This is a genomic window from Lacticaseibacillus parakribbianus, assembly GCF_025490915.1.
GTDB classification, from domain to species: Bacteria; Bacillota; Bacilli; order Lactobacillales; family Lactobacillaceae; genus Lacticaseibacillus; species Lacticaseibacillus parakribbianus.
Window position 1 is genome coordinate 1 of sequence record NZ_JANQBA010000018.1, and the last position, 16,735, is coordinate 16,735.

The 16,735-nt window shown below is 63.5% G+C and carries 14 protein-coding genes, 3 tRNA genes and 1 rRNA gene; 16 read left to right on the plus strand and 2 right to left on the minus strand.

Annotation, left to right across the window (positions count from 1 at the left end; translation table 11 throughout):
* The first annotated feature begins 3 nt into the window (after positions 1-3).
* From rrf to NUH19_RS12070, 5 genes are all read left to right on the plus strand, one after another.
* A 5S ribosomal RNA gene (gene rrf / locus NUH19_RS12050) occupies positions 4-120 on the plus strand.
* A 12-nt stretch (positions 121-132) separates the two neighbouring features.
* Positions 133-204, plus strand: a tRNA-Asn gene (locus NUH19_RS12055).
* Positions 205-305: 101 nt separating this feature from the next.
* A tRNA-Glu gene (locus NUH19_RS12060) sits at positions 306-377 on the plus strand.
* Between the two features lie 13 nt (positions 378-390).
* Positions 391-463: transfer RNA gene (locus tag NUH19_RS12065), tRNA-Thr, on the plus strand.
* 49 nt (positions 464-512) lie between these two features.
* On the plus strand, positions 513-1,325 hold the full coding sequence (locus NUH19_RS12070; RefSeq protein WP_262316801.1) for a DNA/RNA non-specific endonuclease: 813 nt from the start codon (positions 513-515) through the stop codon (positions 1,323-1,325).
* A 294-nt stretch (positions 1,326-1,619) separates the two neighbouring features.
* Here the strand turns inward: NUH19_RS12070 and NUH19_RS12075 are convergent, their stop codons facing one another.
* The gene (locus NUH19_RS12075) at positions 1,620-1,832 is read right to left on the minus strand and encodes a zinc ribbon domain-containing protein (RefSeq protein WP_262316802.1); all 213 of its coding nucleotides are present in this window, start codon (positions 1,830-1,832) and stop codon (positions 1,620-1,622) included.
* 2 nt (positions 1,833-1,834) lie between these two features.
* Entirely contained in the window at positions 1,835-2,257 is a 423-nt protein-coding gene (locus NUH19_RS12080) for a hypothetical protein (RefSeq protein WP_262316803.1), read from the minus strand.
* A 107-nt stretch (positions 2,258-2,364) separates the two neighbouring features.
* On the opposite strand from NUH19_RS12080, the gene NUH19_RS13125 reads away from it, so the two are divergent.
* The 11 genes from NUH19_RS13125 to NUH19_RS12135 all read left to right on the plus strand — a co-directional run bounded on the left by NUH19_RS13125 (position 2,365) and on the right by NUH19_RS12135 (position 16,733).
* Positions 2,365-3,648 (plus strand): 3'-5' exonuclease, encoded by a 1,284-nt coding sequence (locus NUH19_RS13125; protein WP_262316804.1) that lies wholly within the window; start codon positions 2,365-2,367, stop codon positions 3,646-3,648.
* Between the two features lie 11 nt (positions 3,649-3,659).
* Positions 3,660-3,890 carry a DUF1858 domain-containing protein gene (locus NUH19_RS12090; protein WP_262316805.1) on the plus strand — a complete coding sequence of 77 codons (231 nt, stop codon included), beginning with the start codon at positions 3,660-3,662 and terminating at the stop codon, positions 3,888-3,890.
* Complete coding sequence (locus tag NUH19_RS12095) at positions 3,883-5,559, plus strand: DUF438 domain-containing protein (protein WP_262316806.1); 1,677 nt, start codon at positions 3,883-3,885, stop codon at positions 5,557-5,559. The genes NUH19_RS12090 and NUH19_RS12095 overlap by 8 nt, the downstream gene beginning before the upstream one ends.
* A gap of 176 nt (positions 5,560-5,735) precedes the next feature.
* A complete protein-coding gene (gene pcrA / locus NUH19_RS12100; RefSeq protein ID WP_262316807.1) occupies positions 5,736-7,967 on the plus strand; it encodes a DNA helicase PcrA in 2,232 nt (743 codons plus the stop codon).
* Positions 7,968-8,111: 144 nt separating this feature from the next.
* On the plus strand, positions 8,112-10,130 hold the full coding sequence (gene ligA, locus NUH19_RS12105; RefSeq protein ID WP_262316808.1) for an NAD-dependent DNA ligase LigA: 2,019 nt from the start codon (positions 8,112-8,114) through the stop codon (positions 10,128-10,130).
* Positions 10,127-11,275, plus strand: a complete 1,149-nt coding sequence (locus tag NUH19_RS12110; RefSeq protein ID WP_262316809.1) for a CamS family sex pheromone protein — start codon at positions 10,127-10,129, stop codon at positions 11,273-11,275. The genes ligA and NUH19_RS12110 overlap by 4 nt, the downstream gene beginning before the upstream one ends.
* A 140-nt stretch (positions 11,276-11,415) precedes the next feature.
* Positions 11,416-11,712, plus strand: coding sequence for an Asp-tRNA(Asn)/Glu-tRNA(Gln) amidotransferase subunit GatC (gatC, locus tag NUH19_RS12115; RefSeq protein ID WP_262316810.1), 297 nt, complete (start codon positions 11,416-11,418; stop codon positions 11,710-11,712).
* A gap of 26 nt (positions 11,713-11,738) precedes the next feature.
* Complete coding sequence (gatA, locus tag NUH19_RS12120; RefSeq protein WP_262316833.1) at positions 11,739-13,160, plus strand: Asp-tRNA(Asn)/Glu-tRNA(Gln) amidotransferase subunit GatA; 1,422 nt, start codon at positions 11,739-11,741, stop codon at positions 13,158-13,160.
* Complete coding sequence (gatB, locus tag NUH19_RS12125) at positions 13,157-14,587, plus strand: Asp-tRNA(Asn)/Glu-tRNA(Gln) amidotransferase subunit GatB (protein ID WP_262316811.1); 1,431 nt, start codon at positions 13,157-13,159, stop codon at positions 14,585-14,587. Before gatA ends, gatB begins: the two co-directional genes overlap by 4 nt.
* 13 nt (positions 14,588-14,600) lie before the next feature.
* Entirely contained in the window at positions 14,601-15,611 is a 1,011-nt protein-coding gene (locus tag NUH19_RS12130; RefSeq protein ID WP_262316812.1) for a diacylglycerol kinase, read from the plus strand.
* A 666-nt stretch (positions 15,612-16,277) separates the two neighbouring features.
* On the plus strand, positions 16,278-16,733 hold the full coding sequence (locus tag NUH19_RS12135; protein ID WP_262316813.1) for an NUDIX hydrolase: 456 nt from the start codon (positions 16,278-16,280) through the stop codon (positions 16,731-16,733).
* The last annotated feature ends 2 nt before the right edge of the window (positions 16,734-16,735 follow it).

Below are 16,735 nucleotides of genomic sequence, written 5' to 3' on the forward strand. Positions count from 1 at the left end.
AAGTGCGGTGGCGATAGCGAGAAGGATACACCTGTTCCCATGCCGAACACAGAAGTTAAGCTTCTCAACGCCGAGAGTAGTTGGTGGGTGACTGCCTGCGAGGGTAGGAAGCTGCCGCGCTTTTTTTGTTTTTCCGGATTAGCTCAGTGGTAGAGCACCTGACTGTTAATCAGGGTGTCGTCAGTTCGAGCCTGACATCCGGAGGAGATACGGGCCGTAACGGCCTGTTTTTTTATTCCCGCCGCCCGCAAAAAGGGGTTTACACCGCGTTTTGCGTCAGGTATAATCAATCTTGTTGTTGCGATGGCCCGTTGGTCAAGTGGTTAAGACACCGCCCTTTCACGGCGGTAACATGAGTTCAAATCTCGTACGGGTCAAAAATATAATTATGCCGTCTTAGCTCAGTTGGCAGAGCACTTCATTCGTAATGAAGGGGTCGCTGGTTCGAATCCAGTAGACGGCAGCACGGCCTCGCGGATTGCGAGGCTTTTTTGATACCGAGGGGGAGAAAAATGGCAAGAAGACGACGCAAGCAGGCGAGCCTCGCCAGCCTGGCAATCACGGCGCTGGTGGCGGTGGTCGCGTGGGGTTACAACACCTGGCAGCAGTCACAGCCGGCGACGCAGGCGCCGGCAACCACCACGGTAGCGGCCAAGGGTGACCAGGCGACCTACGCCAAGCTGGCCGCGTTGGATTACCCCAACGACAGCGATCCGGTGATCGACGTCAATGGCGGTCACGCGGGGCTTTCGCTGAGCGATTGGGCCGGGCCCCGCATTCAGTACGGGGACCTGGATTCGCTCAACCGCACGACCACCAACGTCGGTGACCTCGACGCCCGAACGCTGATTAAGTCGGCCGGGCGACCCGGCCAAAGTTTCACACCGACCGGCTGGCACAACCGCTACACGTGGGTCGACGGCCGCCGGGTTAACCGGCAAAACCGCGGTCACCTGATTGCCTACACGCTGTCCGGCAACCTGGATGCGGACGGTCATTATTCCGCCGGCGCGTTGGGCTCAAGTGACAATCCGAAAAACTTGGCGTCGCAAACCGAATACGCCAATCAGGTGCTGATGCAGCCCTTCGAGCAGCAGGTGCGAGACGCGTTGGCCAAGCACCAGCGCGTCATTTACAAGGTGACCACCGTGTTTCGCGGTAGCGAGCTGATGCCTCGGGGGTACTGGCTTCGCGCCAAGGCGTTGCAGGGTCTCGACTTCAACGTCTACATCTACAACGTGCAGACCGGCATCCGCTACGATTACGCCACCGGTCGCAGCCGGGTGGACCAAAGCGTGACCGTGCCCGAAAGTGCGAAGCAGTAGTGTGTCACGCGGTCGGGTGACCGACGCATGGCCTGCAAAACGACAATGACAGCTCGCGGTTCGGCACCGACCGCAATGCGAGCCGTGGCTCACATTGGAAACCGGACTGGAACCCGGACCACCGCCCGAATCGCCACCCGGATCGCGACCCGGACCACCGACCGGATTGCCACCCGGACCACCGACCGGATCGCCGACCGGATCGCAACCCGGATCTCCACCCGAATCATCATTTGGCCCAGAACGCGAAAGCGGCCGCCTCAACGCAGAAGTTGAGGCGGCCGCTTTTTGAGTTTAGTTGCTCATCAGGAAATCGAGCACGTTCATGCCGGTGCTGGTGGTCTGCCGGTACAGCTCGGTGTAGCCGCACTGGGTGCAGGACACGGTCACGAAGCGCTTGTTTTGAACGTCGAAGATCTTGGCGAAGTTGCCGCCGGTCGCCTGAAACTTGTCGGCCTCGTAGCTGTGGTTGCCACACTTGGGGCACACGTATTGAATCGGGTCCATAGTCATTCCTCCTCCGCGTCGTCGCGAAAACGCAGGTGCGATTGATCCTCCGGCGGGGCCACAATCGGGGGGCCCTGCCAGAACATGATGTCGATGCTGTGGTCTTGGTACTGGTGGTAGGTGATGTCTAGATCCGCGAGGCTGCGCTGCATCACCGCGAAGTAGACGGGTAGCGGCGCGTGGTCCAGGCGGCCGGCCAGCACCACCAGGTACTTGACCATTTCCTCAAACAGGCCCTGGGTCAGGCCGATTGGCTGGACAAAATCGAGATCGACGTACCAAAGCTCCGTCGTCTCACGCACAATCCCCACGTTGTTCAGCGCAAAGCCCCCGAAGGATTGCGCGTCCTGCAGGGTGTAGACGATGTGCTTAATCTGGCCTTTGGGATAGGCCGGCCTGGAAAACATGAGGTGCCATAGGGCCACGGTGTCGCCTCCGCTCAATTATGCTATGATATTAGGCACAAGGTGTCTGCCCTCAGTATACCAGAAACGCTTGGGGCCGACGCAATCGCGAAGAAAGAAGTGGCATTGTGGAACTCAAGGCAATCGTGCAACAACCGCTGACGGCCGCGGATTGGCCGGTGACGATCCAAACCGCCCTGCAGGCTTTGGCGACGCTGGGCGGCGGGACCAAGACCCAGGTGGCGGTGCTGCCGGTGGGGGCGACCACGCTGGTCCAAGTCGAAGGACTGTGGCCGGCGCGGCTGACGTTGGCCGGCTGCCGGGTGGCCGCGCCGAGCCTCACGCCGCACGTCGAGCTGTGGGAGACGCCGCGGCCGGGCCAGCCGGTCGACAAGGTGATTCGCAAGCTGATCGCCGCTTACGTCGCGACCCTGCGCGACCCGGCCCAGCTGCCGGCGCAACTTTCCGCCGACTGGGGCCGGGTGCGAGCGGTGGCCAACCACCTGCAGGCGCTTCAGGCGGTTTGCCACCGGTTGCGGCTGGAGCCGGACCGCGAGCTGACCGTGACGCTGTACGGGCCGGTGGCGGCCGAGACGGCGACCCTGCTTGAGGCGGCCGGGCTGCCGCTGGTGCGGCGGGAGATGATGACGCCTTGGCCCCAGGCGTTCACGGCCGAGAGCATCGGCCCGATTGTTTTGGGTGGCCCCAAGGTGACCCACTGGGCCGGGCCGGCGCAGCGAGCCGCCGCCACCGCCCGGGCCAAGGCGCTGGTCGCCAAGCGCTACCCCCAGGCGGTGAACCCGGCGTTCACCAAGCGCGAGCAAGCGCTGGTGCTGGCGATGGACGCGCCGGTCGACTACACCGTGTTTGACCTCGAGTTTTCAAGCGGCAATGCGCGGGAGGGTTGGTTCATCACCGAAATCGGGGCGTTGAAGGTGCGGCGGGGCCGCCTGGTCGGTGCGTTCAACACCTTCGTCAAGATTCCGGCGAACCTGCACCTGAACCTGCAGTCGCAGCGCATGACGGCGCTTGATGCCCGGCTGCTCAACCGCTACGGCCAGGCGCCGGACGCGGCGCTGGCCGCCTTTTTGGGCTTTGTCGGCGACGACGAGCTGCTGGGCTTTTCCGTTCGCGGTGGGGACTTGGCGGTGCTGCGGCGGCAGTTTGCGCTTTACCCGCAGCCCAAGCGGGTGCTGGACGTCGCCAAGCTCGCCGAAGACTGCGGCCCGATGCCCGGCATGCCCGAGGTCAGCCTGTCCAAGTACCGCATTTACCTCGGTCTCAACGCCGTGATGGCGCATGGGGCCTTGTACGACGCGCTGACCACCCACGCGCTTTATGCCTACCTGCAGGGCCGGCCGGTGGTGCCGGCCGCCGCGGTCGCCAAGGTCGGCCAACTCTTGCAAGCCTAAGGAGTGACGAGATGACAACGATTAGCCTGAACACCCCGGTGCGGGACTTGGTGCTGGCCCAGCCGGCGATTGTGCCGGTGATGGTGGCGATGGGCCTGGACGGCGTGACCGATCCGGCGCTGTTGAACACGGTCGGCCGCTTCATGACGCTGGCCAAGGGTACACGCATGAAGCACATTGACCAAGATACCCTGGTCGCGGCCCTGGCCGCCGCCGGGTTTGAGGTGAGAGAAGATGACTGATCACAACGCCGTGGACCGGCAGAAAAAAATCGTGCAGATCCTGTCGATGCTGCACGAGGGCGAAAGCTTCGAGGACGCCAAGGCCATTTTTGACGCGACCTTCGATGGCGTCGACGTGGCCGAGATCACCAGCGCGGAGCGGGAGCTGATTGCAAGCGGCCTGAACCCGATGGAGATTCAGACGCTGTGCAACGTTCACGCCGCGGTGTTTCGCGGCAAAATTAACAACGGCGAAAAGACGCCGATGGAAGCGATCCCGGGTCACCCGGTGCAGGTGATGAAGCTCGAAAACGTGGTGCTGATGTCTTTGCTCAACGACGAGCTGCTGCCGGCCTTGAAGAAGTGGCAGCAAAGCGGCACCGACGCCGTGCAACACGGCCGCATGACGGCGGCACTGGCGGATCTGGCGACCATCGACAAGCACTACCTGCGCAAGGAGAACCTGATTTTCCCCCTGATGGACAAGTACGGCATCACGGCGCCGCCGAAGGTGATGTGGGGTGTCGACGACGACATTCGCGGCTGGATTCGCGCGGCGCGGCGCCTGCTGGCCCAGGAACCGGCGGCGGATAAGTACGACGTCGAGGCGGCGGTCGAGAAGGTCGCCAAGGAAGTCGACGAGATGGTGTTCAAGGAAGAGGAAATCATGCTGCCGATGGTGCTTGAGGTCTTCTCCGCCGCGGATTGGGCGCTGATTCAGCGCGAATCGCCGGCCATCGGCTTTACCCTGATTCCGACGCCCTTGCCTTGGCGGCCGACCGCCGCGGAGCTGGCGACCAAGCCCCAGCCGGCCAAAATGGCCGCGGCGCTTAACGAAATGGCCAAGGCGCTGGCGGCCAGCCAAGACCTCGGCTCAACGCGGCAGCAGGCGCCAAGCGATGCCGCGCTGCTGGCCCAGATTCACCGAGACAGCCCGGCGCCGGCTGAGGTGCAGGCCAAGCTGGCCGCCGCGGCCCAAAGCGCGGCCACCACGGTGTCGACGGCGGCCGCCACCGCGGCGCCTGACGACGTCGCGGCGGCCGGACCGCGAATCACGGTTGCGCCGCGCAAGGGTCCGGCCGCCGACACCGCCGTGGCCCCTGCTGCGACAGGCGCCGGCGCAGACTTGGCCGCCAGTGCCGCCACTGCCGCCTCAGGCGCAGACGCGGCGCCGGCCGGGATGCCGGCCGCGGTGGCGGCGGCGCTCGGCGCCGGTGGTTCGCCCGCCCCCGGGGCGACCTCCGGCGGCCCGGACGGACGCATCGAAATCGATGGGGTGCATCCGGCCCGGGTGCTGTTGCCGACCGGCAGCTTCGACCTCGCGCAGCTGACCCACGTGCTGCGGCTGTTGCCGCTTGATCTGACCTTCGTCGACGACACGGACACGGTGCGGTGGTTCTCCGATTCCGGCGAGCGGGTCTTTCCCCGCACCACCGCCGTCATCGGCCGCAAGGTGCAAAACTGCCACCCGCCGCGTTCCGTGGACAAGGTCGAGAAGATCCTGACCGATTTTCACGCCGGGCGTGAGCGGCACGCCGATTTTTGGATCAACCTGCACGGCGAACGGATGGTGTACATTCGCTACTTCGCCATCACCGACCAGGCCAACCGCTACCTCGGCTGCCTCGAGGTGACCCAAGACATCACCGCCATCCAGCGGCTGACGGGTGAAAAAAGGCTGGGCGATTAGCCGCCCCAGTTGCGGTGGATGACCGCTAACGCGACTCAAAGGGCGTCGCACCGGGGTTTGGTTCCGGTGGCGGCGCCTTTGGTGTTGCCGCGTTTTCTGGTACAATGGACAATGATACGCGCTGGTCGCGTCTGCAACTTGCCGCCAACGGTTTTGCGAAAGGACGATTCGATTCCATGGATTCTGCACTCACTGGTATGAACGATAAGCAACAAGAAGCGGTCCTTGCGACCGAGGGGCCGGTTCTCATCATGGCCGGCGCCGGGTCGGGGAAGACGCGGGTGCTGACGCACCGCATCGCCTACCTGATCGAGGAGAAAAACATCAACCCCTGGCGCATTTTGGCCATCACCTTCACCAACAAGGCGGCCAAGGAAATGCGCGAGCGGGTCGGCAAGCTGCTGGACCCCGAGCTCGCCCGTGACGTCTGGGTGTCGACCTTCCACGCGCTGTGTGTTCGCATACTCCGCCGCGACATCGAGAAGCTCGGCATGAACCGTGCCTTCACCATCGCCGATCCCGCCGAGCAAAAAACGCTGGTCAAGCACATTTTGGCCGACCTCAACCTGGACCCCAAGCGCTACGACCCCAAGGCCTTGCTCAGCATCATCTCCAACGCCAAAAACGACCTGCAGACGCCTGAGGACTACGCCAAAAGCGCGGCCACGCCGATGGAGCAGGTGGTCGCCAGCGTCTACAAGGAGTACCAGCGGCGGCTTCGCTCCGATCAGGCGCTGGACTTCGACGACTTGATCATGCAGACCATCGTGTTGTTCCAAGACAACCCGGAGACGCTTGAATTCTACCAGCGCAAGTTCCAATACATTCACGTCGACGAGTACCAAGACACCAACGAGGCCCAATACCAGCTGGTCCACATGCTGGGCGAGGGCTACCACAACGTCTGCGTGGTCGGGGATGCCGACCAAAGCATCTACGGCTGGCGCGGTGCCAACATGCAAAACATCCTGGACTTCAAGAAGGATTACCCGACGGCCCAGGTGGTGATGCTCGAGCAGAATTACCGCTCGACCAAGAACATTTTGGCCGCCGCCAACGCGGTGATCAAAAACAACAAGACCCGCCAGGTCAAGACGCTGTGGACGGAAAATAAGACCGGCGAGAAGATCACCTACTACCGCGCCCAAAACGAAATGGACGAGGCGTTCTTCGTGATCAAGGAGATCGAGGCGCAGATGCAGGAACACCACCGCCAGTACGGCGATTTTGCCATCCTGTACCGCACCAACGCCCAGTCGCGAACGATCGAAGAGGCGTTCGTCAAGTCGAGCATTCCCTACAAAATGGTCGGCGGCCACAAGTTCTACGACCGCAAGGAAATCAGAGACGCCTTGGCCTACTTCCGCCTGGTGGTGAACCCGGCCGATGATATGTCCTTCAACCGCATCGTCAACGAGCCCAAGCGCGGCATCGGCGCGACCTCGATCGAAAAGCTCCAGGCCTTCGCCGACAACAATGGCTGGAGCCTGCTGGAGTCGGCGGCCAACGCCGAGCTCTCGCCGGTCGGCGGCAAGGCGCGAACCGCCTTGGTGAAGTTCGGCGCGACCATCGAAAAAATCGCGGCCAAGCGCCAAGGCGGCTCCGTGACCGCCTTGATGGAGGCGATTCTTGAAGACAGCGGCTACCTGCCGACGCTCAAGGCCCAGGGTTCGGTCGAAGCCGACACCCGCATCGAAAACCTGCAGGAACTCCTGTCGGTGACCCAGCAGTTCGACGCCCGGTACCAGCCGGAGGAAGAGGACTCGGACATCTTCGTCGATTTTCTCGCCGAGCTGTCGCTTCTGTCCGACCAAGACGACGTCGAAGAAGACGCCCAGGAGGTCACCTTGATGACGCTTCACGCCGCCAAGGGGCTGGAGTTCCCGGTGGTCTTTCTGGTCGGCATGGAAGAGGGGCTGTTCCCGCTGTCACGCGCCGCGATGGATGAGACGCAGCTGGAGGAGGAGCGGCGCCTCGCATACGTCGGCATCACCCGCGCCAAGTCCAAGCTGTACCTCAGCAACGCTTACGGCCGCATGCTGTACGGCCAGCGCCAAAACAACCCGGAAAGCCGCTTCATCACCGAAATCGATGACGACCTGCTGACCCGGGCCGGCCAGGCGCAACCCAAGACCAACATCCCGTTCATCGACCGCACCCAACGCGCCGTCACCCCGACGTACTCGCGCCACCCGGTCGGCACCAAGGCCAAGGTCGTGGCCGCCCCGCAAAGCGCCGCCGGCAAGGTGGCCTGGGCGGTCGGCGACAAGGCCGAACACCGCAAGTGGGGCGTCGGCACGGTGGTCAAGGTCTCGGGCACGGGCGACGATCAGGAGCTCGACATCGCCTTTCCGCAGCAAGGCGTCAAGCGCCTGCTGACGGCGTTCGCCCCGATCGTCAAGCAGTAGTTGCCCGCAATCGGCAAGCAGTGAGTCGCGATGCGACGCGGTGGCCAGGCCACCAGAGGCGGCCCCTGCAGGCGGTGGCCTCGGCGGCATCGCCTTGGGTTGGCAGACGGCGCCGAGGCTGCAATCAACAACGGAGGAGACAAGATGGCACAAACTGATGAAATCGCGCAGTACCGGGCTTTGGTGGCCAAGCTCAACGGCTGGCGCAAGGCCTATTACACCGAAGACGCCCCAAGCGTCACGGACCACGAGTACGATCAGGCCTACCAGGCGCTGCTCGCGCTTGAGGCCAAAGACCCGAGCCTGGTGACGCCGGATTCGCCGTCGCAGCTGGTCGGAGATGCGGTGTCGCCGGACTTCACCAAGGTGCCACACGCCGTGCCGATGCTGTCGATGGGCGATGTCTTTTCGCTTGAGGAGCTTGAGGACTGGGCGGCGCGGCTTGCGGCCGGCGTCGGCCGGCCGGTGGCCTACAACGTCGAGCTCAAAATCGACGGCCTGTCCTTGTCTTTGGTCTACGAAAAAGGCCGGCTGGTGCAGGGGTCGACCCGCGGCGACGGCAGCGTCGGCGAGGACGTGACGGCCAATGTCCGCACGATTCCAGACATTCCACAGACGCTGCCCGAGCCCCTGGACCTCGAGGTGCGAGGCGAGTGCTACATGCCCAAAAAGGCCTTTGCCGCCCTCAATGCGGCGCGTGAGGCGGCCGGTGAGCCGCCCTTTGCCAATCCCCGCAACGCGGCGGCCGGCAGCCTGCGCCAGCTGGACGTCGCGGTGACGAAACAGCGCAGCCTGGCGACTTTCCTTTACACCGTGGTGGACCCCGAGCGCTACGGCCTGACCACGCAGCACGAGGCGCTGGCGTTCATGCAGCGGCTCGGCTTTGCCACCAACCCGACCAGCGTGGTGGCCGCCGACCTACACACCATCGACACCTACATCACGACCCAAACCGCCGACCGCGACGCCTTGGCTTACGGCATCGACGGCATCGTGGTCAAGGTCAACGACCTGGCGCTTCAGGCGGAGCTGGGCAACACGGTCAAGGTGCCGCGCTGGGAAATCGCCTACAAGTTCCCGCCGGAGGAGGCCGAAACCCAAGTCCTCGATATCGAATGGACCATCGGCCGCACCGGCGTGGTGACGCCGACCGCGGTGATGACCCCGGTGCTTTTGGCCGGCACCACGGTGGCGCGAGCGACGCTGCACAACGTCGACATGCTGGCCGCCAAAGACATTCGCATCGGCGACACGGTGCGGCTGCACAAGGCCGGCGACATCATTCCCGAGGTGTCTTCAGTGGTGATGGCCAAGCGGCCGGCGACCAGTGTGAAGGCGCCGGTGCCCAGCGCCTGCCCGTCTTGCGGCGAGCCCTTGGTTCACCTGGACGACGAGGTGGCGCTGCGCTGCGTCAACCCGCGCTGCCCGGCGCAGGTGCAAGAGCAGCTGACCCATTTTGCCTCCCGCAACGCGATGAACATCGACGGGCTGGGGCCCAAGATCATCGCGCAGCTGCTGGAGCGCAAGCTGGTGGCGGATGTCGCCGGGCTGTACCGGCTGACCGCGGACACCCTGGCGACTTTGGACAAGTTCAAGGAGAAGTCCGTTAATAATTTGTTAAAGGCCATCGACTTGAGTCGGCAAAACTCCGTGGAACGCCTACTATTTGGATTAGGCATCCGCCACGTCGGCGGCAAGGCCGCGGCCAGCCTGGCCGCCCACTTCGGCGACCTGGACCACCTGGCCCAGGCCGACGCCGAGACCATCGCCGCGGTCGCTGGCATCGGCCCGACCATCGCAGAGGCGGTCACGACGTACTTCCAAAACCCAGGGGCCCAGGTGCTGATTGAGGAACTCCGGGCCGCCGGGGTCAACCTGACCTACCGCGGGGCCGGGCCGGTGGCCACCACCGGGCCGTTCGCCGGTCTGACCGTGGTGATCACCGGCACCTTCGCCGATTATACCCGCCCGGCTTTGACCGCGCTGCTGAAGGCCCAAGGCGCCAAAATCACCGGCTCCGTGTCCAAACGCACGGACCTGGTGGTGGCCGGTGAGGCGGCGGGGTCCAAGCTGACTCGGGCCCAGGAGCTGGGCGTCACCGTGATGGACCAGGCGGCCCTGCGCCAGGCGCTTGCGGAGAAACCAAAGGAGAATGACGAATGAAGAAACTTTTAGCTGGTGCCATCGGCCTGATCGCGGTCACCTTAGTGGGGTGCGGCAAGCTGAGCTTTGACAACACCAGCACGGCAAGCTCCGGCACCAAAACCGCGACTTATCAAACCACCGGCACGGTGGATGACAGCCTGTACCAAGGCGTGATCAAAAACGGCCGCTACCAGACCAGCTCGGCGCGGGGGCTGACGCTTCAGACCAACGTCCAAGGCGGCAACAGCTTCAACGTCAAGAGCATGGAAATCGGCTTGGAGGACATCGCCAAGACCCACTTCGCCACGTCCAAGTACGTGTTCCAGGAGGGGCAGCTCTTGAGCACGGCGACGGCGACCAAGTGGCTGAACCGCAAGAGCAAGACCAACCCGGACGGCCTCAACCCGGTCGACAACAAGAAGACCGGCGAGACGACGCGGCGGCCGATGTACCTGCAAAGCATGGTCGAGCAAGACTACATGCTGCAAAGCGGCAGCAAGCTCAAGTACGGCGGCATCGCGATCGCCTTGGGCCTCAACGCCTACGACTACTACCAAAAAGAGAAGTACGGTGCCACCTACACCACCCACATCGACGACGCCAAGCTCAAAACCGAGGGTAAGAAGATGGCCGCGGAGGTGATCGCCCGGGTCCGCAAGATGAGCGGCGTCGGCCAAAACGTGCCGATCGTGGTCAGCCTGTACAAGAACGCGGCGCGAGACGCCTTGGTCGGCGGTACCTTCTTCGCTTCGGTGACGGCCAAAAGCGGCACCACGCTGGGCGACTGGCAGACCATCAACCAGCAAAACGAGGTGCTGCCGGTGGTCAACAACGCCAAGCCCGTCAATTCGACGGTGGCCACGGACTTCAGCACGTTTTCCAGCCAGGTCGAAAACTTCTTCCCGACGCTGGCCGGCGTGACCGCCCAGGCCCATTACGAAGACGGGGCGTTGAGCGGCCTGAACGTGACCATCAACACCCAGTTCTACGGCGAAACCGAGGTGGAAAGCTTCACCCAGTACGTCGCGACCAGCGCCGCCAAGTACCTGCCAAGCGGCGCTAAAATCGAGATTACGATTCAGGCCACGCAGGGCATCCAGGCCTTCGTCGCCCGAGAAAGCGGCGCCAAGACCTTCACCACGCACGTCTTCGGCAGCTACTAGTCCGACCCAAAACCGCGGCCAGGCGCCAAGTTTGGCGCCTGTGGCCCGGTGGTTTATGGTAAACTATGATAAGAATACGGGCCCGAGGCCAGTCATTCGTGGCTGGCTTTTCGCGTTGACCCAAGGAAAGTAGGGATTCGATGATCACCAAGGAAAGTGTTGCCCACGTCGCAGAGCTTTCGCGGCTGAGCTTTACCGATGCGGAGCTGGATCAGTACACCGACCAGCTCGGCGAGATTCTGAACATGGTGGAACAGCTGGAGGAGGTCGACACCACCGGGGTGCCGGCGACGACCCAAAGCATTCACCTGCACAACGTGATGCGAGAAGACGTGCCGCACAATGACACGAATGTGGAGGACCTGTTCAAAAACGTGCCGACGCGCAAGGGGACGTTGATTCAGGTGCCTGCCATCATCGACAAGGAGGAAGACTAGTGGCGGATCAGTTAACCATCACCGCAATGCACCAGGCGCTTCAAGACGGCACCACCACGGCTTCTGCCCTGGTGGCCGCGGCCAACGCGCGAATCGATGCCATCGACCCGGACGTCGCCGCCTTTTTGGCGCGTAACCCCAAGGCCCAGGCGCAGGCCGAGGCCGTCGACGCCAAGGGCGACTTCAGCCAGCCCCTGGCCGGTGTGCCGGTGGCGATCAAAGACAACATCGTGACCAACGGCCTGACCACCACGGCGGCCTCCAAGATCCTCGAGCACTTCGAGCCGATCTACGACGCGACGGTGGTTGAGAAGCTGCAGGCGGCCGGGGCCGTCAACGTCGGCAAGGTCAACCTCGACGAGTTCGCCATGGGCTCCTCGACGGAAAACTCCGGCTTTCAGGTGACCAAAAACGCCTGGGACCACAGTCGGGTGCCGGGCGGCTCGTCAGGTGGTAGCGCCGCGGCCGTCGCCTCCGGCCAGGTGCCGATGGCGCTTGGCACCGACACCGGCGGCTCGATTCGCCAGCCGGCGGCCTTCAACGGCATCGTCGGCGTCAAGCCGACTTACGGCCGCGTGTCACGCTGGGGCGTGATCGCCTTTGCCTCAAGCCTCGATCAGGTCGGGACCCTGACGCGCAGCGTCGAAGACGCGGCCTTGACCCTGAACGTGATCGCCGGCCACGACGACAAGGACGCGACCACGGCACCGGATCCGGTGCCGGACTTCACGGCCAACCTGCACAAGGGCGTCGCCGGGCTCAAGATCGCGCTGCCTGAGGAGTACCTGGGCGAAGGCGTGGATCCCAAGGTTGCCGCCCAAATTCAGGCGGCCGCGGCCCAGCTGCGCGAGCTCGGGGCGACGGTCGATACCGTCAGCCTGCCGCACACCAAGTACGCGGTGCCGGCCTACTACATCATCGCCAGCTCCGAGGCCAGCTCCAACCTGCAGCGCTTCGATGGCATCCGTTACGGCTTCCGGGCCCAAGACGTCAAGAACCTGACCGACGTCTACGTGCGGTCGCGGTCCGAAGGCTTTGGGCCCGAGGTCAAGCGGCGCATCATGCTGGGGACCTTCAGCTTGTCTGCCGGGTTCTACGACGCCTACTTCAAAAAGGCGGCGCAGGTTCGCACCCTGATCACTCGCGACTTCGAGCAGGTCTTTGCAGACTACGACCTGATCATGGGCCCGACCACGCCGACGGTCGCCTTCAAGATCGGCGACAAGGTCACGGATCCCTTGACCATGTACATGAACGACATCTTGACCATTCCGGTCAACCTGGCGGGGCTGCCGGCCGCGTCGATTCCGGCCGGGTTCGTCGATCACATGCCGGTGGGGCTGCAGCTGATCGGGAAGGCCTTTGATGAGGCCACGATTTTCCAGGCGGCCGAAGCCTTTGAAGCCGCCAACGATTACTTGGCCCAGCTGCCAGGAGGTGCAGAATGAATTTTGAAACCACCATCGGGCTTGAGGTCCATGTCGAACTGAAGACCAAGTCCAAAATGTACTCGCCGTCACCGGTGTCTTACGGCGCCGAGCCCAACACCCAGACCAACGTGATCGACTGGGGCTTCCCGGGCGTTTTGCCAAGCATTAACAAGGGGGCTTACAGCTACGGCATCATGGTCGCCTTGGCGCTTCACGCCGACATCACGCGCGACACGCATTTTGACCGCAAGAACTACTTCTACCCGGATAACCCCAAGGCCTACCAGATCACGCAATCCGAGACGCCGCTGGCCACCAACGGCTACATCGAAATCGAGGTCGACGGCCAGAAAAAGCGCATCGGCATCCACGAGCTGCACGTCGAAGAAGACGCCGGCAAGAACCAGCACGAAGACGACGGCTACTCTTACGTCGACTTGAACCGGCAGGGGACGCCGCTGATCGAAATCGTGTCCGAACCTGACATCGCAAGCCCGGAAGAGGCCTACCAATACCTCGAGCAGCTGCGCCAGATCGTGCAGTTCACCGGCGCGTCCGACGTCAAGATGGAGGAAGGCTCGATGCGTGTCGACACCAACCTCTCCGTCGCCCCGATCGGCAGCCAAAAGTACGGCACCAAGACCGAAATCAAGAACCTGAACAGCTTCGTTCACGTGCGAGACGGCCTGGCCTACGAGCAAAAGCGCCAGGTGCAGCTCCTGATGGCCGGCGGCGCCGTTCGCCAGGAGACGCGGCGCTGGGACGTCGACAAAAAGGAGACCATCCTGATGCGCGTCAAGGAAGGCGCGGATGACTACCGCTACTTCCCGGAGCCCGACCTGCCGCCGGTGCATGTCTCCCAGGCCTGGATCGATGAGGTCGCCGCGACCTTGCCGGAGCCGCCGGCACGGCGGCGCAGCCGCTACGTCGAGGACTGGAAGATTCCGGCCTACGACGCCGGCGTGTTGACCAACACGCTTGAGATGTCCGACTTCTTTGAGGCCACCGTGGCCGCCGGGGCCGAGCCCAAGCTGGCCTCCAACTGGCTGATGGGCGAGGTGTCCGGCTACCTGAACGCCGAACACGTCGAGCTCAAGCAGGTCGCCTTGACCCCGGCTCACCTGGCTTCGATGATCAAGCTGATCGCAGACGGCACCATTTCCAGCAAAATCGCCAAGAAGGTCTTCAAGGAGATCATCGCCAACGACACGGATCCCAAGGCCTGGGTCGAGGCCAAGGGGATGGTGCAGCTGTCAGACCCTGCCAAGCTGACCCCGATCATCGACGCGGTGCTGGACGACAACCAGCAGAGTATCGACGACTTCCACAACGGCAAGGATCGCGCCATCGGCTTTTTGGTCGGCAAGATCATGCAGGAGACGCACGGCAAGGCCAACCCGAAAGTGGTCAACCAAATCCTGATGAGCGAGCTGAAGAAGCGGTAAAAGGAGGCCCCGCATGCAACGGGCACGACTGATTTACAACCCCACCAGCGGTAATGAAGGCATGAAGCGCTACGTCGCGGACATTTTGGACGTGATGGAGCAAGCTGGCTACGAAAGCAGCGCCTTTCAGACCACGCCGACGCCCCTGTCGGCCCAAACCGAGGCGGCCCGGGCCACGGCCGCAGGCTTCGATCTAATCGTGGCCGCCGGCGGTGATGGCACCATCAACGAGGTGGTCAACGGGGTCGCGCCAAGCCCCAAGCGGCCCAAGATGGCGATCATCCCGGCCGGCACCACTAACGACTACGCCCGGGCCCTGCGCATTCCGCGCGAGGACCCGGTGGCCGCGGCCAAAATGATCCTGCAGGGCCAAACGCTGCTCATGGACATCGGCCAGGCCAACGACCACTACTTCATGAACATCGCGGCCGGCGGCATGCTCACCGAGCTGACCTACGCCGTGCCGTCGGAGTTCAAGTCGATTTTCGGCTACTTCGCTTACGTCCTGAAGGGCGCGGAGATGCTGCCGGGGGTGCGGCCGGTGCCGATGCACCTGGAGTTCGACGACGGCACATACGACGGCCCGGCCTCGATGTTTTTGCTGGCGATGACCAACTCCATCGGTGGCTTCGAGCAGATCGTGCCCGACGCGTCCCTGGGCGACGGCAAGTTCTCGCTGATTGTGGTCAAAACCGGCAACCTCGGCGACATCCTGGTGCTGATGGCCAAGGTCTTGAACGGCGGCCGCCACGTCGATGACGCCAACATCATCTACACCAAGACCCAGCGGCTCAAGGCCGCCCGGCTCGACGACGGCGAGATGAAAATCAACCTGGACGGCGAGTTCGGCGGCAACGCCCCGATGACCTTCGTCAACCTGCGCCAGCACATCGAGATGTTCGCTAACGTCGATGAGATTCCAAAGAACAACCTGCCGCCCGACGATGCCCAGCACGACTACATGGCCGAGGTCGAACACCTCACCGGCCACGACGTCAACGGCAACGGCACCATCGGCAACTAGCCTCAACCAGGTGACCCCCGAACCGCGTTTTGTGGCTCGGGGGTCTTTGGGTTGCGGGGTTGCGGTTGCGGCGTGGTCCTGGGTTGCGGCCGCGGCCTCCGGGGCCCGGGGCCAGTCGCGCTGTGCGGCCGGTTTCCGCCCAAACGGGTTCCAGTCGGCAACGCCGGTGCGACCAGCTTGAACCGCCTCGTTCCACTCTCTTGGGCTCCAACCTAAAAGCTGAGCCAAGCCGTTGCCTACGGCCTCGAGCTTGTCTCACCTTTTGCCGGAATCAGCCGCGCGAATGCCCCGCCAAGACCGCGGGTCATCCGGGCCGCTGATTCTTTCACGGCCCGACTGGCCCCGGGCCCCTCCGGCCGCTACGCTGAGTCGGCGGGTCGGCCAAGTGTGTGCGACGCGAGGCGAGAAATGTTAGCCGCGTGGCATGATGCGCGAGCTGGCCCGGTGATGGCGCCTATCGGGTGGCTCCGGTAGCGGCGCTTGGCTACCGCATTGAAAGCGGGGGAGAGTCACTGCAATTGGCTGCTTGCACTCGCCGTTGTGCCGCCTTGGCGGCAACGGTATACTGGAGCTAATCGAGCTAATCGAGCTAATCGAGCTAATCGAGCTAATCGAGCTAATCGAGCTAATCGAGCTAATCGAGCTAAGCAAGCCGAGGAGGATGTTATGGATTACATTCAGGACCTGCGCCGGGCGATCGGTCACGCACCGGTGATTTTGACCTTTGCCGGGGGGATTGTCACCGACGCGACCGGGGCAATTCTGCTCCAGGAGCGAAGCGACGGCGGCTGGGGGCTGCCTGGCGGCGCCTTGGAGTTTGGTGAAACCGCCACGGCGGCCTGCCGCCGCGAGTTTCTCGAGGAAACCGGGCTTGAGGTGGCGCCAACGCGGCTGCTCGGCGTTGACTCGGGGGCGATTCAGCACTACGCCAACGGCGACGTCGCGCAGTGCGTCGTGCTGTTTTTCGCCTGCCGGGTCGTGGGGGGGCGGCTGAACGCCGAGAACGCCGAGACCCAAGCGCTGCGGTACTTCGCGCCGGCTGACTTGCCGCCACTGTTCTCACCGCAGCACGAACGGGCGGTGCGGCATTACCTGAACGGGGAGACGCCGTTCGCCGATTAGGA